22 protein-coding genes and 2 pseudogenes are annotated in these 21,503 nt (G+C 74.7%); 14 read left to right on the top strand and 10 right to left on the bottom strand.

Annotated features, from left to right (window positions below):
• Window positions 1-84: 84 nt before the first annotated feature.
• On the bottom strand, window positions 85-633 hold the full coding sequence (locus ACLQ2W_RS13210) for a hypothetical protein (protein WP_425786639.1): 549 nt from the start codon (window positions 631-633) through the stop codon (window positions 85-87).
• Between the two features lie 346 nt (window positions 634-979).
• Here ACLQ2W_RS13210 and ACLQ2W_RS13215 point away from each other — a divergent pair, with 346 nt between their 5' ends.
• Window positions 980-1,876 (top strand): hypothetical protein, encoded by an 897-nt coding sequence (locus tag ACLQ2W_RS13215; protein ID WP_425786640.1) that lies wholly within the window; start codon window positions 980-982, stop codon window positions 1,874-1,876.
• A 208-nt stretch (window positions 1,877-2,084) separates the two neighbouring features.
• Here ACLQ2W_RS13215 and ACLQ2W_RS13220 read toward each other — a convergent pair whose 3' ends face one another.
• A complete protein-coding gene (locus ACLQ2W_RS13220) occupies window positions 2,085-3,836 on the bottom strand; it encodes an ABC transporter ATP-binding protein (protein WP_425786641.1) in 1,752 nt (583 codons plus the stop codon).
• Between the two features lie 119 nt (window positions 3,837-3,955).
• On the opposite strand from ACLQ2W_RS13220, the gene ACLQ2W_RS13225 reads away from it, so the two are divergent.
• Window positions 3,956-4,375, top strand: coding sequence for a MarR family winged helix-turn-helix transcriptional regulator (locus tag ACLQ2W_RS13225; protein ID WP_281941906.1), 420 nt, complete (start codon window positions 3,956-3,958; stop codon window positions 4,373-4,375).
• Between the two features lie 71 nt (window positions 4,376-4,446).
• On the opposite strand, the gene ACLQ2W_RS13230 is transcribed toward ACLQ2W_RS13225, so the two are convergent.
• Window positions 4,447-5,652, bottom strand: coding sequence for an RNA polymerase sigma factor (locus tag ACLQ2W_RS13230; RefSeq protein WP_425786642.1), 1,206 nt, complete (start codon window positions 5,650-5,652; stop codon window positions 4,447-4,449).
• Window positions 5,649-5,999, bottom strand: coding sequence for a YciI family protein (locus ACLQ2W_RS13235; RefSeq protein ID WP_405089757.1), 351 nt, complete (start codon window positions 5,997-5,999; stop codon window positions 5,649-5,651). The genes ACLQ2W_RS13230 and ACLQ2W_RS13235 overlap by 4 nt, the downstream gene beginning before the upstream one ends.
• 121 nt (window positions 6,000-6,120) lie before the next feature.
• On the opposite strand from ACLQ2W_RS13235, the gene ACLQ2W_RS13240 reads away from it, so the two are divergent.
• The 3 genes from ACLQ2W_RS13240 to ACLQ2W_RS13250 all read left to right on the top strand — a co-directional run bounded on the left by ACLQ2W_RS13240 (window position 6,121) and on the right by ACLQ2W_RS13250 (window position 9,059).
• The gene (locus tag ACLQ2W_RS13240; protein ID WP_425786643.1) at window positions 6,121-7,446 is read left to right on the top strand and encodes a flavin monoamine oxidase family protein; all 1,326 of its coding nucleotides are present in this window, start codon (window positions 6,121-6,123) and stop codon (window positions 7,444-7,446) included.
• A gap of 123 nt (window positions 7,447-7,569) precedes the next feature.
• Complete coding sequence (locus ACLQ2W_RS13245) at window positions 7,570-8,316, top strand: lysozyme (protein WP_281941912.1); 747 nt, start codon at window positions 7,570-7,572, stop codon at window positions 8,314-8,316.
• Window positions 8,317-8,384: 68 nt separating this feature from the next.
• Entirely contained in the window at window positions 8,385-9,059 is a 675-nt protein-coding gene (locus ACLQ2W_RS13250) for a peptidoglycan recognition protein family protein (RefSeq protein WP_107159717.1), read from the top strand.
• A gap of 52 nt (window positions 9,060-9,111) precedes the next feature.
• On the opposite strand, the gene ACLQ2W_RS13255 is transcribed toward ACLQ2W_RS13250, so the two are convergent.
• From ACLQ2W_RS13255 to ACLQ2W_RS13265, 3 genes and pseudogenes are all read right to left on the bottom strand, one after another.
• Entirely contained in the window at window positions 9,112-9,966 is an 855-nt protein-coding gene (locus ACLQ2W_RS13255) for an MMPL family transporter (RefSeq protein WP_425786644.1), read from the bottom strand.
• Window positions 9,967-10,210: 244 nt separating this feature from the next.
• Window positions 10,211-10,639 (bottom strand): annotated as a pseudogene (locus ACLQ2W_RS13260) (MMPL family transporter); the annotation flags it as partial.
• A gap of 127 nt (window positions 10,640-10,766) precedes the next feature.
• A pseudogene (locus tag ACLQ2W_RS13265) lies at window positions 10,767-11,039 on the bottom strand (response regulator); the annotation flags it as partial.
• Window positions 11,040-11,123: 84 nt separating this feature from the next.
• On the opposite strand from ACLQ2W_RS13265, the gene ACLQ2W_RS13270 reads away from it, so the two are divergent.
• From ACLQ2W_RS13270 to ACLQ2W_RS13285, 4 genes are all read left to right on the top strand, one after another.
• Complete coding sequence (locus ACLQ2W_RS13270; protein WP_405089764.1) at window positions 11,124-11,489, top strand: ArsR/SmtB family transcription factor; 366 nt, start codon at window positions 11,124-11,126, stop codon at window positions 11,487-11,489.
• Window positions 11,486-12,130 carry an SRPBCC family protein gene (locus ACLQ2W_RS13275; protein WP_425786645.1) on the top strand — a complete coding sequence of 215 codons (645 nt, stop codon included), beginning with the start codon at window positions 11,486-11,488 and terminating at the stop codon, window positions 12,128-12,130. Before ACLQ2W_RS13270 ends, ACLQ2W_RS13275 begins: the two co-directional genes overlap by 4 nt.
• Before the next feature lie 120 nt (window positions 12,131-12,250).
• Window positions 12,251-12,808, top strand: coding sequence for an NADAR family protein (locus tag ACLQ2W_RS13280; protein ID WP_425786646.1), 558 nt, complete (start codon window positions 12,251-12,253; stop codon window positions 12,806-12,808).
• Window positions 12,809-12,902: 94 nt separating this feature from the next.
• The gene (locus tag ACLQ2W_RS13285; protein ID WP_405089767.1) at window positions 12,903-13,412 is read left to right on the top strand and encodes an NUDIX domain-containing protein; all 510 of its coding nucleotides are present in this window, start codon (window positions 12,903-12,905) and stop codon (window positions 13,410-13,412) included.
• Window positions 13,413-13,425: 13 nt separating this feature from the next.
• Here the strand turns inward: ACLQ2W_RS13285 and ACLQ2W_RS13290 are convergent, their stop codons facing one another.
• On the bottom strand, window positions 13,426-14,592 hold the full coding sequence (locus ACLQ2W_RS13290; RefSeq protein WP_425786648.1) for an LLM class flavin-dependent oxidoreductase: 1,167 nt from the start codon (window positions 14,590-14,592) through the stop codon (window positions 13,426-13,428).
• A 142-nt stretch (window positions 14,593-14,734) separates the two neighbouring features.
• Here ACLQ2W_RS13290 and ACLQ2W_RS13295 point away from each other — a divergent pair, with 142 nt between their 5' ends.
• Genes ACLQ2W_RS13295 through ACLQ2W_RS13315 form a run of 5 tightly spaced genes read left to right on the top strand, consistent with a single transcriptional unit; the run spans window position 14,735 to window position 19,292 of the window.
• Complete coding sequence (locus ACLQ2W_RS13295) at window positions 14,735-15,706, top strand: sulfonate ABC transporter substrate-binding protein (RefSeq protein ID WP_425786649.1); 972 nt, start codon at window positions 14,735-14,737, stop codon at window positions 15,704-15,706.
• A complete protein-coding gene (locus ACLQ2W_RS13300) occupies window positions 15,703-16,536 on the top strand; it encodes an ABC transporter permease (protein ID WP_425786650.1) in 834 nt (277 codons plus the stop codon). The genes ACLQ2W_RS13295 and ACLQ2W_RS13300 overlap by 4 nt, the downstream gene beginning before the upstream one ends.
• The gene (locus tag ACLQ2W_RS13305) at window positions 16,509-17,234 is read left to right on the top strand and encodes an ABC transporter ATP-binding protein (protein WP_425786651.1); all 726 of its coding nucleotides are present in this window, start codon (window positions 16,509-16,511) and stop codon (window positions 17,232-17,234) included. Before ACLQ2W_RS13300 ends, ACLQ2W_RS13305 begins: the two co-directional genes overlap by 28 nt.
• A gap of 16 nt (window positions 17,235-17,250) precedes the next feature.
• Complete coding sequence (locus ACLQ2W_RS13310; RefSeq protein ID WP_425786653.1) at window positions 17,251-18,657, top strand: selenium-binding protein SBP56-related protein; 1,407 nt, start codon at window positions 17,251-17,253, stop codon at window positions 18,655-18,657.
• Window positions 18,654-19,292, top strand: coding sequence for a hypothetical protein (locus tag ACLQ2W_RS13315; protein WP_425786654.1), 639 nt, complete (start codon window positions 18,654-18,656; stop codon window positions 19,290-19,292). Before ACLQ2W_RS13310 ends, ACLQ2W_RS13315 begins: the two co-directional genes overlap by 4 nt.
• Window positions 19,293-19,398: 106 nt before the next feature.
• Here the strand turns inward: ACLQ2W_RS13315 and ACLQ2W_RS13320 are convergent, their stop codons facing one another.
• The gene (locus tag ACLQ2W_RS13320; protein WP_425786655.1) at window positions 19,399-20,400 is read right to left on the bottom strand and encodes a hypothetical protein; all 1,002 of its coding nucleotides are present in this window, start codon (window positions 20,398-20,400) and stop codon (window positions 19,399-19,401) included.
• Between the two features lie 99 nt (window positions 20,401-20,499).
• Window positions 20,500-21,387 carry a helix-turn-helix transcriptional regulator gene (locus ACLQ2W_RS13325; protein ID WP_425786656.1) on the bottom strand — a complete coding sequence of 296 codons (888 nt, stop codon included), beginning with the start codon at window positions 21,385-21,387 and terminating at the stop codon, window positions 20,500-20,502.
• Between the last annotated feature and the right edge of the window lie 116 nt (window positions 21,388-21,503).

Raw genomic sequence — 21,503 nt, forward strand, 5'->3', positions numbered from 1 at the left:
GGAGATCCTAGGCCGCCAGCCGGCAGGCCCGGATCCGCCGGCTGGCGGCGGCGAGCCTGCGGCCGCCGGCCCTGGGATCACCGGTCAGTCCTGCGTGCAGGCGAACAGCGTCCAGGCGTCCACCTCGGTCGGGTTGAGCGGCCGGGCCGCCGGGAGGTACGCGGACAGGTCCCGGAAGTCGGCGGTCGCGTTGTGGACACTCACCGCCAGTGCGCCGTCGAGCAGGTCGCGGACAGCCTGCGCCTCGGGCGCGGTCACGTCCTCCAGCAGCGGACTCCACACGTCGAGCGTGAACACCACGTGGCAGGCGCTCTGGTCGGCCTTCACCACGCAGTAGTAGCGCCCGGTGTCAGCCAGCCGGTTGCGGATGTTCGCCCAGTTCATCGCGCCGGAGATGTCGGCGACGTCCGCGCCGGGCGCGCACGCCATCTGGAAGAACCAGCGGGTCGGGTCGCCCTGGACCACCGCGCCGTAGACCAGCACCAGCCCACCGTGGTGGTACACCACGAAACCCTGCACGTCGGGGGTGAGGGTGAGGAAGTCGGGGGTCCAGACCCGGTCGTACTGCCGCTCCGCGAGCGACCTGAGGAATTCGATGGTCCGTCCGGCGGCCCGGCGAGCTTCCACGCCCATGCGTTCAGTCCCTCCCCGCGCCCGGCCCGGCGGGCGCGCCCCACGCTACGAAGCGCGACGTAGCGGAATCAAGACATCACCCTGAGATCAGCGTCCGCTCTGGACGGTCGGTCCCGTTGACGGGACCGACCGCATTGAGCACGTTAACAGACTTGGCGGCAAGTCCCGTCGATCGGACTACCCGACACGTCGTCCGATCGGACGGACACGAGCCTCGACCCGTCCGCGCGGCTGCCGGCTCCCGCCGTACCCGGTTGTTAGGTTGACTCCGAGACACCCCTCACCCGACCGACCCGCCGCCCACGACGGCCGGGCGGCCGGCTGCCGTCCGGCGGAGAGGGGTGCGATGACGGCGATGCCACCGGACCCCGGCCCCGCCGGCCGTCGACCGGGGCCCGGCGCACCTGTCGACGGCCGGCGGCGACGCTGGGCCGGCCGGGCCCGCGCGCTCGGCGACGCGACGCGCCGGCGCGCTGGGCGGTTCTGGGCCGGCGCGCAGCCCACGCTGCGGCGCCTGTGGTGGACCGAGGAGCCGGCGACGCCGGTGACCACCGTCGACCGGCGGCAACCGGAGCAGTTGGTGGTGCCGGCCCAGGGCCAGGTCTACGTGTTCGGGATCCGGGCCACCTACACCTGGTCGTCGGAGACCGCCCGGCCGGAACTGTTCGGCTGGTACGTCGACTATTTTCAGCCGCAGGCGACGCAGCGGCTGCACCGGCTGGCGGTCCGCTGCGCGGCGGAGGTGCCGCCGCACCGTCCGCGCGACCTGCTCGCCGCGCTGACCGCGGCGCTCGCCGAGCACGATCCACCACCCTGGGCGTACGCGCGGGGCGCCGTGACGTTCACCTGCGAGCCCGACGTGACGGTGCACCTGGACGAACGGGTCCGCCGGCTGCTCCTGCCGTACTGGGAGCAGCGCATCGCGCTGGAGTGCGAGCGCGACCTGGCCCGCCGACGCGCCGAGTACGCCGCGGAACGCCACCGGCACGACCCGCCGTCCACCCCGTCCGGGCCGCACCCGGACGCGAGCCGCCCACCCAGGGATCCGGCGGACCGGATGGACCCGACGCGGCCGACCAGACACGCGAGTCGTCCCGCGACTCGGGGCGGGCCACGCCCAGACACTCCGGTGGAGGCGTTCACCCCGCTGGAGCCGCTGCTGCCTCCCCCAACCCCACGCCCAACTCCCCACCAGCGACCCCACCCGCCCTTGCCGACCGACCCGACCCCACCCACCCCCTGAACCACCACCCCGCCACTCCCACGCCCGCCCCCGCGCCCACCCCCGCGCCCGCTCCCGCCTCCGCCTCCGCCTCCGCCGATCTTGGACTTGTGGTGCCATGGAATGTTCTCTTTGATGGGATTTCGGAGGTGCCACAACTCCAAGATCGGCGCGCGGGGCCCGCGGGCTGCGCGGGGTGCGCGGGGTGCGCGGGGTGCGCGGGGTGGGGTCAGCCGACCAGGGTGGCGTAGCGGCCCTGGTGGTCGAGCAGGGTGGTGTGGGTGCCGGACTCGACGATGCGGCCGTGGTCGAGCACGGCGATCCGGTCGGCGTCGCGCACGGTGGAGAGGCGGTGCGCGATGGTCACCACGGTCCGGCCCCGGGCCAGCTCGTCCAGGGCCCGCTGCACCGCGCGCTCGGTCTCGGTGTCCAGCGCGCTTGTCGCCTCGTCGAGCACCAGGATCCGCGGGTCGCGCAGCAGTGTGCGGGCGATGGCCAGGCGCTGCTGCTCGCCGCCGGAGAAGCGGTGGCCACGGGAGCCGACCATGGTGTCGTACCCGTCGGGCAGCGCGGCGATCAGGTCGTGGATGCGGGCGGCGCGCGCGGCGGCCTCGATGTCGGCGTCGGTGGCGTCCGGCCGGGCGTACCGCAGGTTGTCGCGCACGGTGGCGTGCAGGAGGTACGTCTCCTGGCTGACCACGCCGACGACGGCGGCCAGGTCGGCCAGGCGCAGGTCGCGCAGGTCGACGCCGTCGATGGTGATCCGGCCGGCGTCCGGGTCGTGCAGGCGGCTGATCAGGGCGGCGAGCGTGCTCTTGCCGGAGCCGGTCTCGCCGACCAGGGCCAGGCTGGTGCCGGCCGGCACGTCCAGGGTGACGCCGGCCAGCGCGGCGGTGTCACTCCCCGGGTAGCTGAACGTGACGTCCTCGACCCGCAGGTGGCCGCGGACCGTGGCCGGGTCCAGCGGCGTCGGGCGGGCCGGCTCGGCGACCTCGACCGGCAGGTCGAGGTACTCGAAGATGCGGGCGAAGAGCGCGAGCGAGGCGGTCAGCGTGACGCCGACGTTGAGCAGGCCCATCAGCGGGCGGAACAGGTTGCCCTGCAACGCGGTGAACGCGACGAGCGTGCCGATGGTGAGCGTGCCGGCGGTGCCGGGCAGGCCGGCGCCGAGGTAGATCACGGCGGGGATGGCGGCGAAGACCACCGTCATCGCGGCCATCCGCCAGCGGCCGGCCAGTTCGGAGCGCAGCTCCAGGTCGACCAGGCGGGCCGAGGAGGCGGTGAACCGGTCGACAAGCGCCGCGCCGGTGCCGAGCGTCTTGGCCAGCCGGACGCCGCTGACCGACAACCCCTCCTCGATGGTGACGGTGAGGTCGGCCAGCTCGCGCTGGCGCCGGGCGGTGATCTCCCGGCGCAGCCGGGCGACGCGGCGGGTGAGCCAGAGCGCGGGCGGCAGCACGATCACCGAGACGAGCGTGAGTCGCCAGCTCAGCGCCACCATGGCCACGGTGGTGGCGACCACCGTGGTGAGGTTGGCGGCGATGGAGGTGGCGGTGGAGGTGACCACCGACTGCATGCCGCCGATGTCGTTGGTGATGCGCGACTGCACCTCGCCGGTGCGGGTGCGCACGAAGAAGCCGATCGACTGCCGCTGGAGGTGGGCGAAGACGTCGGTGCGCAGCCGGTGCATGACCTCCTGGCCGACGCGGGTGGAGATCCAGGTCTGGACGACGCCGAGCACGGCGGTGACGGCGGCCACCGCGATCATGGCCGCGACCAGCCAGGCCAGCAGCGTCAGGTCGCGGTCGGGCAGGGCCCGGTCGATCACGGTACGCAGCAGGAACGGCGAGGCCATCGCGATGATCGACGACGCCACGATGATCGCCACCACGGCGGCGAGCGGGCCGCGGTGGGCGGTGAAGAGGCCACCGATGCGGCGTAGCGACACGTCGCGGGCCTGGGCCTTCTCGGTGGGGGACACGGTTCGGCCGGCTCCGCGGCTGTCGGGGATGCGATCCAAGGGGGTGCTCCTTCGTCGGGGTGATGCTGAGGTTACCTCATCATGAGGGAACAACAGGATCGGCTGCTACCGTATTCCGGGTGAGCGGCAGCGACGAGGAGAGCCCGGCCGAGACGTTCTGGGCGGTGGCCCGACGGCTGCGCCACCAGACCAAGCGCGCGCTGGAGCCGTGGGAGGTCAGCCCGGGACAGGCGCGGGCACTCGGCGTCCTGCTGCGGCACGGCGCGTTACGCCCCGGCGCGCTCGCCGAGCACCTGCACATCGCGCCCCGCTCGGCCACCGAGGTGGTCGACGGCCTCCAGGAGCGCGGCCTGGTCGAGCGGCGGCCCGACCCGGGCGACCGGCGGGCCACGCTCGTCGCGCCCACCGCCGAGGGCGAACGGGTCGGCGCCGCCATCCGGGCGGCCCGGGCCACCGAGGCGGAACGGTTCTTCGGCGCACTCGACCCGGGCGACCGGGCGGAGCTGACCCGGATCCTGCGCCGGCTCCGCGACGAGTAGCGCCGCCAGCCGGTCGACCGCCCGCGACGCCGACGGACCGCCCCGACCGCGGCGCCGACGGGGCCGTCGTGCTAGCCGGCCAGTCGGTCGCGGCGGCGGCGCAGGAACGCCTGTTCCGCCTCGTTGCCGGTGCCGGCGATCGCCGCGTCGTACGCGGCTCGCGCCTCGGCCGGCCGGTCGAGGCGGCGCAGCAGGTCGGCCCGGACCACGTGCCACACGTGGTACCGGCCCAGGTCGAGCCGGTCCACCTCGGCCAGGGCGACGGCCGGTCCGCGTACCTCGGCCAGCGCGACCGCCCGGTTGAGCGCCACCACCGGCCCCGGCGCGCACGCCGCCAGCCGGTCGTAGAGCGCGAGGATCTGACCCCAGTCGGTGGCGGCGGCGGTGGCCGCGTCCGCGTGCACCGCGTTGATCGCGGCCTGGATCTGGTACGGGCCGGGCCGGGCCCGCCGCAGGCAGCGGCGCACCAGGTCCTGACCCTCGACGACAAGCGTCCGGTCCCACCGGCTCCGGTCCTGTTCCGGCAGCGTCACCGGCACCCCGTCCGGGCCGGTCCGGGCCGCCCGCCGCGCCTCGGTGAGCAGCATCAACGCGAGCAGTCCGAGCGCCTCCGGCTCGTCCGGCATCAGGGTCACCAGCAGCCGGCCCAGCCGGATCGCCTCGGCGCCCAGCTCGACGCGGCCCAGGTGCTCCCCCGCGCTGGCCGTGTGCCCCTCGTTGAAGATCAGGTAGACCACGGCCAGCACCGCGCGCAGCCGGTCCGGCAGGTCGGCGTCGCGGGGCACCCGGTACGGGATCCCGGCGTCCCGGATCTTGGCCTTGGCCCGGACCAGGCGCCCCGCCATGGTCGACTCCGGCACCAGGAAGGCCCGCGCGATCTCGGCGGTGCTCAGGCCGCCGAGCAGGCGCAACGTCAACGCCACCCGGGCGGCCGGACCGAGCGCCGGGTGGCAGCAGGTGAAGATCAGACGCAGCCGGTCGTCGGTCACGGGCCCCTCCTCGGCGGGCGGGTCGGCGGCGTACAGCAGGGCGGCCTGGGCGTGCCGGGCGGCGCGGGTGGACTCGCGACGCAGCCGGTCGATCGCCCGGTTGCGGGCGGTGGTGACGATCCAGCCGGCCGGGCTCGACGGCGGCCCGTCGACGGCCCAGCGGCGCACCGCGACGGCGAACGCCTCCTGGACCGCCTCCTCGGCGAGGTCGATGTCGCCGAGGAGGCGGACCAAGATGGCCACCACGCGGCCGTACTCGGCCCGGAAGACGCGTTCGACAGCGGTCATCCCTCGCCCTGGAACGGCCGGACCTCGATCGGCAGCGTGGTGGCGCGGGCGTAGCGGCGGCCCCAGTCCAGCGCGGCGTCCAGGTCGGGCGCGCGGATGATGGTGACGCCGCCCAGGTACTCCTTGCCCTCGACGAACGGCCCGTCGGTGACCAGCACGTCGTCGCCGGCCGCCCGCAGCACGGTCGCGGTCTCCGGCGCGTGCAGGCCGTCGCCGAACACCCAGCAGTCGGCCTCCCGCAGCTCCCGGCCGATGGCCTCCACCTCGCGCATCACCCCGGCCAGGAACGCCGGGTCCGGCCGCTGCGCGCCGGCCGGCTGGTACATGCTGATCAGGTACTGCTTCACGGTTCCTCCTCGGCACCACGGGCGACCCCCTGCCGCCCTCCACCCTTCACACGAACGGCGGACGCCGGTCTCGACACGCCGGGCGGGCGAGATTCCCGCCGGGATCCGGGTATGCCCGGCCGTGGGCGACGGCCGGGTGATCGTGGTGGGGGCGGGGTTCTCCGGGTTGGCCTGCGCGCTCGCGGTCGAGGCGGCCGGCGCGCGGTCGCTGCTGCTGGAGGCCCGGGACCGGGTGGGCGGCCGGACGCTGAGCCGACCGCTGCCCGGCGGTGGCTGGCTCGACCTCGGCGCGCAGTGGATCGGTCCCACCCAGGACCGGATGTACGCGCTGGTCGCCGCGTACGGCCTGGAGACGTTCCCGTCGCCGGCCCGGGGCGCGCCGACGCTGGTGCTCGACGGTGCGCCGGTGGCCGGGCCGCCGGCCGGGCTGGCCGGGCTGCTCGACACGCTGGACGCGTTGGCGGCCGGGGTCGACCCGGTCGCGCCCTGGCGGGCCGCCGGGGCGGCGGAGTGGGACCGGACGACGCTCGGCGGGTGGCTCGCCGCCACCGCGCCCGACCCGGTCACCGCCCGGTACGCCGGCCGACTGCTGGCCGGTGGGCTGCTGGCCGCCTCGCCGGCCGAGGTGTCGCTGTTGCAGATGCTGTTCTACCTGCGCAGCGGCGGTGGCGTCGGGTCGCTGCTCGGCATGGCCGGCGGCGCCCAGCAGGACCGGATCGTCGGCGGGCCGGCGGCGCTGGCGCAGCGGATGGCCGGCGCGCTGCCGCCGGGTCGGCTGCGCCTCGACGCACCGGTGGACGCGATCGCCCAGGACGCCACCGGCGTGCGGGTCCTCGCCGGCGGTCAGGTGCACCACGGCGACGCGGTGGTGGTCGCGGTGGCCCCGGCGCTGGCCGGCCGGATCCGGTACGACCCGCCGCTGCCGGCGCTGCGCGACGGGCTGACCCAGCGGATGCCGATGGGCGCGGCGGTCAAGGTGCACGCGCGCTATCCGGAACCGTTCTGGCGGGCCGACGGCCGCTCCGGGGTGGCCACCACGGACACCGGGCCGCTCACCGAGACGGTGGACAACTCACTGCCCGGCTCGCCGGGCGGGGTGCTCACCGCGTTCAGCTACGGCGCGCAGGCCCGGGCGCTGCGCCGGCTGTCGGACGGGGCGCGCCGGGCCGCGTTGCGGGACGCGCTGGTCACGTTGTTCGGCCCGGCCGCCGCCGACCCGGTGGACCTCGTCGAGTACGACTGGTCGGCCGACCCGTGGACCCGGGGCTGCTTCTGCGGCATGGTGTCGCCCGGCTCCTGGTGCGACTACGGCCCGGAGTTGCGCGCGCCGGTGGGCCGGGTGCACTGGGCCGGGACGGAGACCGCGACCCGGTGGAGCGGCTACCTGGAGGGCGCGGTGACCGCTGGCGAGCGCGCCGCCACCGAGGCCCTCGGCAGCCTCGGCTGACCCGAATTCAAAGAAAATCTTCGATACGTCTATTGAAAAGTTTCTCCGTCGTGTGACCTAATGTTGACAGTTCCTTTCGGCATACTCCCGCCGCCGCGAGGCGGCAACCCCCAGGGAGGAAAGATGCACCGTCACCTGCGATCGGCGCTGCGCGCGGCCGGCGCCGCCCTGCTCGCCACCGTCACCGCCGCCGCCGCGGCCCTGGCCGGCGCCGCGCCCGCCCAGGCCGCCCCGGCCGGACTGCCCGGCATGGACGTCTCCAGCTACCAGGGCAACGTGAACTGGTCCGGCGCCTGGGCCAACGGCGCCCGGTTCGCGTACGTCAAGGCGACCGAGGGCACGTACTACACCAACGCCTACTTCGCCCAGCAGTACAACGGCTCCTACAACGTCGGGATGATCCGCGGGGCCTACCACTTCGCCCGCCCGGACACCACCACCGGCGCGACCCAGGCGAACTACTTCGTCGACCACGGCGGCGGCTGGTCGCGGGACGGCCGGACGCTGCCCGGCGCGCTCGACATCGAGTACAACCCGTACGGCGCCACCTGCTACGGGCTGAGCCAGGCGTCGATGCGGAGCTGGATCGCCTCGTTCGTCAACCAGTACTACGCCCGTACCGGCCGGTGGGCCACCATCTACACCACCACCGACTGGTGGAGCACCTGCACCGGCAACACGTCGCAGTTCGCGGCCAACAACCCGCTGTGGATCGCGCGGTACTCCAGCAGCGTCGGCACGCTGCCGGCCGGCTGGGGCACGTACTCGTTCTGGCAGTGGTCCTCCTCCGGCGTGTTCCCGGGTGACCAGAACGTCTGGAACGGCACGCTGGACCGGCTCCGCGTGCTGGCCTGCAACGGCACCTGCTGACCCCACCGGCGGGGCGGGTCGCTGCGGCCCGCCCCGCCGCCGTGTCCGAACCCGACGAGGAGGCCCCGATGTCCGTTCCTCTCCCCCGGCGGGCCGTGCTGCGCGGCGCGGTCCTGCTCGGCGCCGCCGCCGGCGCCGGCGCGCTGACCCAGGTCGGCGCCGGCCGCGACGCCCGGGCCGCCGCCACCCGGGTCGACCAGCCGACCATCGCCAACTGCGCGACCTGGGGCGCCCGTCCCCCGTCGTCGCCGGTGAGCGTGGTGCAGAGCCGACCCAACAAGATCATCATTCATCACACCGCGTTCCCGAACACCACCGACTACAGCCTCGCCCAGGCCTACCGGAACTCCCGCGACATCCAGAACCTGCACATGGACAGCAACGGCTGGCTCGACTCCGGGCAGCACTTCACCAACAGCCGGGGCGGCTACCTGACCGAGGGCCGGCACGGCAGCCTGTACGGGCTGCTGCACGGGCAGAGCATGGTGCAGGGCGCCCACTGCGTCGGGCAGAACAGCCAGGCCATCGGCATCGAGAACGACGGCATCTACCTCGACGTGCAGCCGCCGCAGGCGCTCTGGGACAGCCTGGTCTGGTTCTGCGCGTTCACCTGCCAGCAGTACGGCATCGCGCCCACCGAGATCTACGGGCACAAGGACTTCAACTCCACGCAGTGTCCCGGCCTGCTGCACGACCGGCTGCCCGAGCTGCGGCGTACCGTCGCCGGCCGGCTCGGCGCCTGAGATGTAAGGCGGGGGCCCTTCTTAACGCATTCGGTAGAGGAAGGGGCCCCGCCTAACTCGACGGACCGGCCAGGCGCTCGCCCACTCGGCTCCGTCGGCCGGGGCGCCACCAGTTCGCCCGGCCGAGCAGGGCCATGGTGGCCGGCACCAGCAGGCCCCGCACCACGGTGGCGTCGACCGCGACGGCCACCGCCATACCGAGACCGAACATCTTGATCACCGGATCGCCCTGGAGCACGAAGCCGGCGAAGACGGTCACCATGATCAGCGCGGCCGAGGTGATCACCCGGCCGGTGCCGGCCAGCCCCTCGCGGACCGCCACCCGGTTGTCGCCGGTGACCCGCCAGGACTCCTGCACGGCGGTCAGCAGGAACACCTCGTAGTCCATGGAGAGCCCGAACAGCAGCGCGAACAGCATCATCGGCAGGTAGCTCTCCACCGGCACCGGGCCGGACAGGCCGGTCAACCCGACGCCCCAGCCCCAGGCGAAGACCGCCGTCAGCACCCCGTACGCGGCCCCGATCGAGACCAGGTTCATCACCGCCGCCTTGACCGCGACGACCGGCGCCCGGAAGGCCGCGTACAGCAGCACGGTGGAGAGCCCGACCACCACCGCGATGACCCACGGCATCCGCGCCCCCACCCGGTCGGCGAGGTCGACCCGGGTGGCGGTCGCGCCGCCCACGTGCACGGCCACGCCCGGCACGTCCGCGGCCCGCAGCGTCCGCACCAGCGCCGCGGTGGTCGGATCGCTCGGCGCCGTGCGCGGGTACGCGGTCAGCGCCACGGTCCGCCCGTCGTCGGCGAGCCGGACCGGGGTGACCCGGGCGACGCCGGCGGTGCCGGCCACCCGGGCGGTCAGCCCGGTGACCCGGGGGTCGGCGCCGGAACCGGCCGGCGGCGTCAACTCGGGCGACCACCGTCAACGGTCCGTTCACGCCCGGCCCGAAGCCGGCCGCGAGGCGGTCGTAGCTGGTCCGCCCGGCGGTGCCGACCGGCTCGTCCCCCGCGTCCACCTGACCCAGCCGCAGGTCGAGTGCGGGCGCGGCGAGCGCGCCGAGCAGCAGCACCGCGAGCAACGCCCACCGCCACGGCCGGCGGGTGACCCGGTCCGCCTGCCGGGTCCACCCGGTCGTCCGGCCCGCCCCGGCGCCGAGGTCGCCGTCGGGGCCGGCGCCGGAGTCGGTGACGGGGCCGGCGCCGGAGTCAGCGTCGGGGTCGCCGTCGGTCCCGGTGCCCGTGGCGGGCGGCGGGGCCGGGCGCCGGCGGCGGAGGCGCAGCCGGTCGATCCGGTGCCCGAGCAGCGCCAACAACGCCGGCAGCAGCGTCACCGCGCCGGCCACCGCGACGACCACCACCAGGCCGGTGGTCCAGCCGAGCGTGCCGAGGATCGGCACCCCGGCCACCGCCAGTCCACCGAGCGCGACCACCACCGTCCCGCCGGCGAACACGACCGCGCTGCCCGAGCCGGCGACGCTGCGGGCGACCGCCTCGGCCGGCGGCACGCCCTCGGCCAGCAGCCGGCGGTGCCGGGTGACCAGGAACAGCGCGTAGTCGATGCCGACGCCGAGGCCGACCATGGTGGCCAGCGTGCCGGCCACCGACGGAACCGCCACCAGGTGCCCGGCCAGGCCCACCGCGCTGACCGACCAGTTCGTCGACCGAGAACGGCTTGGTCACGTAATCGTCGCCGCCCCAGGTCAAGCCCGCGATCTTGTCGCGTGGCGCGTCGCGGGCGGTGAGGAAGACGATGCCGAAGCGGTGCCCGGCGGCGCGCAGGCGGCGGCAGAGCGCGAAACCGTCGCCGTCGGGCAGCAGCACGTCCAGCACCAGCAGGTGCGGTGGCCGTTCGCCGGACAGCCGCTCGGCGTCCCGCGCGGTGCCGGCGGTCACCACCTCGAAGCCGTGGAACCGCAGCACCGTCGCCACCATGTCGACGATGTTCGGCTCGTCGTCGACCACCAGGACCGTCGTACCCATCGGGACCAGCAGAGCACAGGTCGATGAGAGTTCGATGAGAATACAGTCATCGCTTATATAAGCCTGGCATGATATAAAGAGGTCGTGCACGCTTTCGACGTCCTCGGTGACCCGGTGCGCCGCCGCATCCTGGAGCTGCTCGCCGACGGCGAACAGCCGGCCGGCGCGCTCGGCGAGACGGTGCGGCGCGAGTTCGGCATCAGCCAGCCGGCGGTCTCGCAGCACCTCAAGGTGCTCCGCGAACACGGCTTCACCACCGTGCGCGCCGAGGGCACCCGCCGGCTCTACGCGGTCGACCCCGGCCCGCTGCGCGAGATCGACGCCTGGCTGGCCGGCTTCCGTCGCTTCTGGACGCCGCCGCTGGCGGCGCTCGCCACCGAACTGGCCCGGGGTCGCCGCGAACGGCGGCTGCGCGAGGACGATCCCGACGACGAGAGGACCAACCCATGATCGACGTGACCGGGCAGATCAGCGCCGTCGAGCGCCGCATCGGCGACCGTACGCTCCCCGCCGGGCAGGCGCGGGTGCTCACCATCAGCCAGACGTACGACGCTCCGGTGGCCGACGTCTTCGACGCCTGCACCAACCCGGAACGCATCCCCCGCTGGTTCCTGCCGGTCTCCGGTGACCTGAGCGTCGGTGGCCGCTACCGGCTGGAGGGCAACGCCGAGGGCACCGTGCAGCGGTGCGATCCGCCGCACGGCTTCGCCGCGACCTGGGAGTTCGGCGGGGAGGTCAGCTGGATCGAGGTGCGCCTGCGCGACGCCGGCGACGGCCGGACCCGGTTCGAGCTGGAGCACGTCGCCCACGTCGACGACCAGCGGTGGGCCGAGTACGGCCCGGGCGCGGTCGGCATCGGCTGGGATCTTGCCCTGGTCGGGCTCGCCTCCCACCTCGGCACCGGGCAGGTGCCGGCCGGCGCCGGCGTCGACCCGGCGGCGGCGGCCGAATGGATGGCCTCCGAGGAGGGCCGCCGGTTCGTCACCGAGTCCGGCGCGCGGTGGACGGCGGCCGGCGTGGCCGCCGGCACCCCGGCGGACCAGGCGCGCGCCGCCGGCGAGCGGGTCGTCGCCTTCTACACCGCGCCCTGAGGTAAGGCGGGGCCCCTTCTTAACGTATTCGGTGGAGGAAGGGCCCCCGCTTAACTCGACGGGCCGTCGGCTCGGAAAGCGGCGTGCGGAACGTCGGCGGGGGCAGGCAGGATGTGGGGCATGCCGATCCGATCCGTCGCCGACCTGACCGCCGCGCTCGACGCCGGCCAGTCGGTGCGATACCTGCACTTCTGGGGGCACCGGCCGCAACGGGACGGCAGCGTCGGCGCCGGCTGCCTGAGCCAGTGGTGGCCGGTGGCGTTCACCGTGGACGGTCGGGAGTTCGCCACCGCCGAGCACTGGATGATGTGGCACAAGGCCACCGTCTTCGACGACCACGCGACCGCCGAGCGGGTGCTCGCCGCCGCGCACCCGCACCGGGCCAAGGCGCTCGGCCGGCAGGTGCGCGGCTTCGACGAGGCCGTCTGGGTGGCCCGCCGCCGGGAGATCGTCGTGGCCGGCAGCGTGGCCAAGTTCGGCCAGCACGAGCCGTTGCGGCGGTTCCTGCTCGGCACCGGTGACCGGGTGCTGGTCGAGGCGAGCCCGACGGACCGCATCTGGGGCATCGGCCTGACCGCCGACGATCCGCGCGCCGCCGACCCGGCGACGTGGCGGGGCGAGAACCTGCTCGGTTTCGCCCTCATGGAGGCGCGCGAGCAGCTGGCCGGCCGGGCGTGACGACGGCCAGCCCGGTTCCGGCCCCGGGATCCGCACCGGGTGCGCCACCCGACGGGGCAGCTCGGCGGCCGGTGGGCCGGGTAACGTGCCCGACGTGACCGCGTACTCGCACTGCTCCTTCTGCGGCGCGGCCTACCCGGCGGACGCCGGGTGGCCCCGCGTCTGCCCGGCCTGCGGCGAGACGGTGTGGCGCAACCCGCTGCCGGTGGCGGTGGCGGTGCTGCCGGTCCGCACGCCCGACGGGCTCGGCGTGGTGGTCGTCCGCCGCGACATCGAGCCGGCCCGCGGCCAGCTCGCGCTGCCCGGCGGCTACATCGAGTTCGGCGAGGAGTGGGACGAGGCGCTGGTGCGGGAGCTGCGCGAGGAGACCGGGCTGCTCGCCGAGGCCGGCGAGGCGCGGCTGTTCGCGGTGCACGGCACACCGGCCGGCGGCACCATGATGGTCTTCGGCGTGCTGCCCGAGCGGCCGATCGGCGACCTGCCGCCGTCCGCGCCGACCGAGGAGGCCACCGAGTGGCTGGTGCTCACCGAGCCGGTCGAGCTGGCGTTCTCCACGCACACCCGGGTGCTCGCCGACTTCCTGGCCGGCCGGCGCCAGCGCTGACCACGGTGGCGTCTCAGCCCCGGGCCGGCACCGGCCGGGGTGCGAACGGCACGCCGACCGACGCCTCGACGGCCGGCTCGCCGGCCGGGTGCCGCCACAGGCCACGTCGGCGCAGGATCGGCAGCACGCCCTCGCCGAACCAGTACGCCTCCTCCAGGTGCGGGTGGCCGGAGAGGATGAACTCGTCGATGCCGAGCGCGTGGTAGTCAGCGATCCGGTCGGCGACCTCGGTGTGGCTGCCGACCAGCGCGGTGCCCGCGCCGCCCCGGACCAGCCCCACCCCGGCCCACAGGTTGGGCGCGATCTCCAGCCGGTCGCGGGAGCCGCCGTGCAGGTCCAGCATCCGCCGCTGCCCCTCGGACTCGCTGCGCCGCAGCCCTTCCTGCACGGCCCGGATGTCGTCCTCGGCGATGCCGTCGAGCAGCCGGCGGGCCTGCGCCCACGCCTCGTCGGCGGTGTCCCGGCTGATCACGTGCAGCCGGATGCCGTAGCGCAGCTCGCGGCCGGCGGCGGTGGCCAGGCCACGGATCCGGTCCAGCTTGTCGGCCACCTGCGCGGGCGGCTCGCCCCAGGTCAGGTAGACGTCGCTGTGCCGGGCGGCCACCGGCCCGGCGGCGGCGGACGACCCGCCGAAGTAGACCGGCGGCACCGGGTCGGGCAGCCGGCCCAGCCGGGCGCCGGAGACACGGAGGTGGGCGCCGTCGTGGTCGACCGTCTCGCCGCGCCACAACGCCCGCACCACGTGCAGGAACTCGTCGGTACGCGCGTACCGGGCGTCCTTGTCGAGGAAGTCGCCGTACGCCCGTTGCTCGGTGGACTCGCCGCCGGTGACCACGTTGAGCAGGAGCCGGCCGCCGGAGAGCCGTTGGAAGGTGGACGCCATCTGCGCGGCGAGCGTGGGTGAGAGCAGGCCGGGCCGGAACGCCACGAGGAACCTCAGCCGCTCGGTCACCTGGGTGAGCATGGCGGTGGTCAGCCAGGCGTCCTCGCACCAGGCGCCGGTGGGGGTCAGCGCGCCGACGAAGCCGAGCTGTTCGGCGCTGCGGGCGATCTGGCCGAGGTAGGCCACGTCGGCCGGGCGGGCGCCCCCGGCGGTGCCCACCGGCACACCGTGCCCGCCGCCCACGATGTCCCGGCTGTCGCCGTACGTCGGCAGGAACCAGTGGAAGGTGAGCGACATGGGGGCCTCCGGCGCGGGTCGGGCGGGCCGCCTCCTGAGGGGTGGGACGACCGCGCCGACAGACTACCCATAAAACCTATCGGGTTGGTAGGTTGCTGACGCCCGCCGATGTGCCGGGCTCCACCCCTTCCGAGGAGTCGTCATGCGTACCCCGTCGAGACCCCGCCGCCGGGTGACCGCGCTGCTCACCACGCTCGTGCTGCTCGCCGCCGCGACGCTGACCGGCTGTGGCGGCGAGGCCGCCGACGCCCGCGACGGCGACGGCGGACCGCTGCGGATCGGCTACCAACGCTTCGGCGGGCTCAGCCTGGTCAAGGCGCGCGGCACCGCGAAGAACGTCACCTGGTCGCTGTTCGAGAGCGGCCCCGCGCTCACCGAGGCGCTCAAGGCCGGCTCCATCGACATCGGACAGGTGGGCGAGGCCCCACCGGTCTTCGCCGCCGCCGGGAAGATCCCGTTCTCCGTGATCGGCACGTCCGAGCCCATCCCGCAGGGCGAGGCGGTGCTGGTCAGGGCGGACAGCCCGTACCGGAGCTTCGCCGACCTGCGCGGGAAGACGGTCGCGCTGAACAAGGGCTCCAACGTGCACTGGCTGCTGGTGAAGCTGCTGGAGGCGAACCGGATGACGCTCGCCGACCTCAACGTGAAGTACCTCAAGCCGGCCGAGGGACGACCCGCGTTCGACAACGGGCAGGTCGACGCCTGGATCATCTGGGACCCCTACTTCGCGCTGGCCGAGCGGCCCGGCGTGCGGGTGCTCGCCGACGCCACCGGCCTGGCCGGCAACCGGGAGTACGTGCTGGCCGCACCCGGCGCGGTGAAGAACCGCACCGACGACGTCCGGGCCTTCCTGGACACCTACCGTGAGACCACCGACTGGGGCATCGCCCACCCGGCCGAGCGGGCCGCCGTGCTCGCCCCCGAGCTGAAGATCCCGCTGGACGTGACCACCCGGGCGCTGGCCCGCAGCGCCAAGCCGCTCGCCCCGGTCACCCCGGACATCGGCCGCGAGTTGCAGGCCATCGCGGACAGCTTCGTGGCGCTGAAACTGGTGCCGGGACCGGTGGACATCGCCGGCCGGGTGGACGACCGGTTCACCGAGGCGTTCCGGTGACCGGCCCGGCGCTGGCCGAGGCGCCCGCCCCGGTCGTACCGTCGCCGGCGCCCCGACGACCGCGGGCCCGCACCGGCCGGCGGTGGTGGCGGCTGGTCAGCCCGGTCGCGCTGGTGGTCGCCTGGGAGGCCGCCGCGCGGACCGGCCTGCTCTCCGCGGAGAAGCTGCCGGCGCCGAGCACGGTGCTGGCCACCGGCGCGCGGCTGGCCGCCGACGGCACGCTCGGCACGCACCTGCTCGACTCGCTCACCCGCGCCGCGCTCGGCCTGCTCATCGGCGGCGGCCTGGCGCTGGTGCTCGGCGCCGCCGCCGGGCTGCTACGGCTCGGCGACGACCTGGTCGACCCGCCGGTGCAGATGGCCCGGATGCTGCCGCACCTGGGCCTGGTCCCGCTGCTCATCATCTGGGTCGGCATCGGTGAGTCGCTGAAGGTCACGCTTGTCGCGCTCGGCGCGTTCTTCCCGATCTACTTCAACCTGTACGCTGGCATCCGCGACATCGACGAGCGTCTCGTCGAGGCGGCCCGCACCTGCGGACTCGGCGCGGCGGCCCGGCTGCGGCACGTGGTGCTGCCGGGCGCGCTGCCCGCGCTCTTCCTCGGGCTGCGGCTGGCCATCGGCGCGGCCTGGCTGAGCCTGGTTGTCGGCGAGCAGGTCAACGCCCAGACCGGCGTCGGTTTCCTGATGATGGAGGCCCGCGAGTTCAGCCAGACCGACGTGGTGGTGCTCGGCCTGCTCGTCTACGCGCTGCTGGGCCTGGCCTCGGACCTGCTCATCCGGTACGCGGAACGGAGGACGCTGACGTGGCGACGCGGGCTGCGCGCGACCTGACGCCACCGGTGCTCACCGCACGCGCGGTGACCCGGTCCTTCGGCCCCGCCGTGGTGCTGGCCGGGGTCGACCTCACCGTCGCCGCCGGGGAGACGGTGGCGCTGCTCGGCGGCAGCGGCTCCGGCAAGAGCACGCTGCTGCGGGTGCTGGCCGGGCTGGACGACGACGCCGGCGGCACGCACCGGGTGCACGGCGCCGCCGCGGTGGTGTTCCAGGAGCACCGGCTGCTGCCCTGGAAACGGGTGGCCGACAACGTGGCGCTCGGCCTCACCGGGCCGGACGTGGGCGACCGGGTCGGCCGCGCGCTGGCCGAGGTCGGGCTCGCCGACCGGGGCCGGGCCTGGCCGGCCGAGCTGTCCGGCGGGCAGGCGCAGCGCGTCGCGGTGGCGCGCGCGCTGGTCCGGGAGCCGGACCTGCTGCTGCTCGACGAGCCGTTCGGCGCGCTGGACGCGCTGACCCGGCTGCGCATGCAGGGGCTGCTGCGCCGGCTGCGCGCCCAGCACGGCTTCGCCGCGCTGCTGGTCACCCACGACGTGGAGGAGGCGCTGCTGCTCGCCGACCGCGTCCTCCTGCTCGACGGGGGCGTGATCGCCGAGGAGGTCCCGGTGGGCCTCGGCCCCGCCCCGAGCCCCGACGACCCGGCCCTCGGCACGCTGCGCCGCCGGCTACTCGACCGCCTCGGCGTACCCACCTCGTGACCATGATGGAGCACCGATGACCCGCTGGACCCCGGACCCGACGTTCTACCCCTCCCCCACGCTGGCCGCCGCCGCGCCGGCCGAGAAGCTGGCGTACGTGGCCGCGTTCGACCGCGCCGGGCGGCAACCGGACGCGATCGCGGTGCTGGACACCGACCCGGACTCCGACACGTACGGCCGGGTGGTGGGCTGGACCGAGCTGCCGCACACCGGCGACGAGCTGCACCACTTCGGCTGGAACGCGTGCAGCAGCGCGCTCTGCCCGACCGCGCCGCACCCGCACGTGGAACGCCGCTACCTGATCGTGCCCGGCCTGCGCTCGTCCCGGATCCACGTGCTGGACACCAAACCGGACCCGCGCCGGCCCGAGCTGGTGAAGGTGATCGAGGCGAAGGAACTGGGCGAGCGCGCCGGGTACTCCCGCCCGCATACCGTGCACTGCGGGCCGGACGGCATCTACGTCTCCGCGCTCGGCGGCGCCGACGGCGAGGAGGGTCCGGGCGGCATCGCGGTGCTCGACCACACCACGTTCGAGGTACGCGGCGCGTGGGAGGCCGACCGGGGACCGCAGTTCCTGGCGTACGACTTCTGGTGGCACTACACGCAGGACGTGCTGGTCACCAGCGAGTGGGGCACCCCGTCGATGATCGAGGACGGCATCGTCGGCGAGCTGTTGCTGGGTCGCCGCTACGGGCACGCGCTGCACTTCTGGGACCTGGCGAAGCGTCGACACGTGCAACGCGTCGACCTCGGCGACGCGTACCAGATGGCGCTGGAGCTGCGCCCCGCGCACGACCCGACGAAGTCGTACGGCTTCGTCGGCGTGGTGATCAGCGTCGAGGACCTGTCCGCCTCGGTCTGGCTGTGGCACCGCGACGGCGACGCCTGGGCGGTGACCAAGGTGATCGACATTCCGGCCGAGCCGGCCGACGCGGCGGACCTGCCCGAGCTGCTCAGACCGTTCGGGGCGGTGCCGCCGCTGGTCACCGACATCGACCTGTCGGTGGACGACAGGTTCCTGCACGTCTCCTGCTGGGGCACCGGCGAGCTGATCCGCTACGACGTCAGCGACCCGTTCCACCCGGTACGGGTCGGCTCGGTGCGCCTGGGCGGCATCGTCGCCCGCACCCCGCACCCGGCGTACCCCGACGAGCCCCTCGCCGGCGGGCCGCAGATGGTGGAGATCAGCCGCGACGGCCGCCGCGTCTACGTCAGCAACTCGCTCTACGGCGCGTGGGACGACCAGTTCTATCCCGACGGCGTGGGCGCCTGGGTGGCGAAACTGGACGTCGACCAGGAGCACGGTGGCCTCGTGCCGGACCCGCGCTTCTTCCCACGCGGGGACGAGTTCCGCGGCCGGCGGGTGCACCAGACCCGGTTGCAGGGCGGCGACGCCTCGTCCGACTCGTACTGCTTCCCGTGACCGGCGCGACCTGGGCGGCGCTCGTCGGCCTCGGCGCGTTCCACGGCCTGAACCCGGCGATGGGCTGGCTGTTCGCGGTGGCCCGGGGCCTCCAGGAACGCCGCCGGGCCGCGCTGCTGGCCGCCCTGCCGCCGATCGCGGCCGGGCACCTGGCGTCGGTGGCGGTGGTCGCCGCGCTGGTCAGCGCCACCCGCTCGGTGACGGCCGGCACGGCGGTCACGGTCGGCGGCGGGGTGCTGCTGGTCGGGTTCGGGCTGTGGCGGCTGCTGTCCGACCGGCACTTCCGCTGGGCCGGGATGCGGCTGTCGGCGGCCCAGCTCACCGCCTGGTCGTTCCTGATGTCGGCGGCGCACGGCGCGGGCCTGATGCTGCTGCCGGTGCTGCTCGCCGAGCCGGCGGTCGGCGGCGGGCCGCACGCCGGGCACCTGGCCGCCGCGCCGGCCGGTGCGCTGACCGGGCTCGCCGCGGCGGCCGTGCACACCGGGGCCATGCTCGGTGTCGCGCTGGCGGTCGCGCTGCTGGTGTACGAGGTGCTCGGCGTCGGCGTGCTGCGCCGGGCCTGGTTCAACGTGGACCGGCTGTGGGCCGGCGTCCTGGTGGCCGCCGGTGTGGTGACCCTGCTCGGCGCCACCTGAGGGCCGGCAGCGCCGGACCACCCGTCGCCGTCATCCGACGGTGGCGGGCGGTCCGGGTGTGCAGGATCGAGGGAACGACCCGCGCCGCGTTACCGCGTCCGCCCGGTCAGCGGCCCGGCAGCGTGGCCAGCACCAGGTTGGGGTCGACACCGGTGGTGTACGCGGCACTGAGCACCGCGACGGTACGACCCCGCACGGCCACCGAGGTCGGGTTCTGCAACCCGTCGGCGGCGGTCAGCAGCGTTCGTGACCGGCCGGCCGCGTCGATGCCCACCACCGTGTTCGGCCCGTTCAACGCGGCGACGACCTGCCGGTCACCGGCACCGACGAACGCGAAGTCGTCGATGCCGGCCAGACCGGTGGCCGCCACCCGGACCGGGCCGGGCCGGCCGTGCCGCACCGGGATGCGCAGGAGCGTGCCCTGGTCGAGGTTGGTCGCCCACACCGCGCCGGCGCGCACCTTGATGCCGTTGGCACCGAGGAAACCGGTCGCGGCGAGCTCGGGCGCCGAGGACCAGACCTCGACCCGGCCGCCGTCCAGCGCGACTGTCGAGATCGTGCCGCGCACCGAGTCGGTGAGGTAGAACCGCTTCGCCGTCGCGTCGAACGCCAGGCCGTTCGGCAGTCCGTCGGCCGGCAGGGCCGCGATGCGGTGCGGGACCTGGCCGGGCCGTAGCCGGTACAGCCCGGTCGAGGCGGCCTCGCCGCTGGCGTACAGGAAGAAGAGCGTGCCGTCGGCCGTTCGGACGATGCCCGTGGTCAGCGCGAACGAGAGCACCGGCGTGCGGACGCCCCCGTCGGCGGGGGCCGGCAGGGTCGCCAGGATCCGCGTCCCACCGGAGGGGGTGACCGCGGCGACCTGTCGGGCGGCCGCGAAGGTGACGTAGGCCGTGCCGTCCGGGCCGGTCGCGACGTTCTCCGGCATCTGCCCCTTCGTCAGGTCGAAGTGGACCGCGATCCGCGAGGCCGGCGGCGAGCCGAACGGTCGGACCGACCCGACGGTCTGGGTCCGGGCGGTCGCGGCCGGCGCGTTCGGCGGCAGGACGGTCACGACGCCGATCCCCGCCGCGGCGAGCGCGACGGCGAGGGTCATCATTCTCTTGCGCATTCTTGTTCCTCACTGACGGTCTGCTTGGTGGGCGTGAAACGGGCGCGACGGGTCCGGCGCTCCTCGCGGAGCACCTCGCGTCGCACGATCGGGGTGGTGCTATTCGCGCCGGACAGGCGGGCGCGCAGCGCCGGCCCGGGCGGTGGTGACGCTGTGCACGAGCAACGTCATCGCCGCGTGCGAGGCCGAGCCGGGTTCGGTGGTGGCGACGACGAGGGTCTGACCGGCCTCGGTCCGCAGGACCTGCTGCGTCACGTCCATGGCGCCGACCAGCGGGTGACGCATCCGGTGGACGGTGTCGCCGCCGGCCTTCACCCGGTGGTCGGCCCACATGGCGGCGAACTCCGGGCTCCGCAGGGTCAACTCGCCGACCAGCGCGGCCATCAGCGGGTCGTCCGGATCCTGCCCGGAGGCCATCCGCAGCGTCGCCACCACCGCGCGGGCCTTGGTGGGCCAGTCCGCGTACAGGTCGCGGGTGTGCGCGTCCAGGAACACCAGCCGTGCCATGTTCGGGGACCGGTCCGACCGCTCCGGGATCTCCGGAGTCAGGTGGCCGGCGAACAGCGCATGCCCCGGGGTGTTCCACGCCAGCACGTCGGCGCGACGACCGAGCACCAGCGCCGGCACGTCGCCGAGCGCCGCGACGAGCTGGCGGACCGCCGGGCTCACCCGCTCCGGGGCCGGGCGGCGCACGGCGGGCCGCCGGCGGGTCCCGGCCGCCAGCTCGGTCAGGTGGCGGCGTTCCGCGTCGTCGAGCCGCAGTGCCCGGGCGAGCGCGTCGAGCACCTCGGGGGAGGCGTTCCCGGCCTGGCCCTGCTCCAACCGGGAGTAGTACGACACGCTCACCCCGGCCAGCAGGGCGAGTTCCTCGCGGCGCAGGCCGCGAACCCGGCGCCGCTCGCCGTACGTCGCCACGCCGGTGTCTTCCGGCCGTAGCTGGGAGCGCCGGGCCCGGAGGAAGTCGCCGAGCTGTCCTCTCGCGTTCATGACTCGAAGTATCGCCAGCCCCGCCTGCGCCAACCACTCCCTGCCAGGGATAGGCACCGCGGGCGAGGCAGGCCCACGTCGACGACAGTCAACTCCTACTGATTCAATAGGAAAGG

Source organism: Micromonospora sp. DT227 (assembly GCF_049841835.1).
In the GTDB taxonomy this organism is placed as follows: Bacteria; Actinomycetota; Actinomycetes; order Mycobacteriales; family Micromonosporaceae; genus Micromonospora.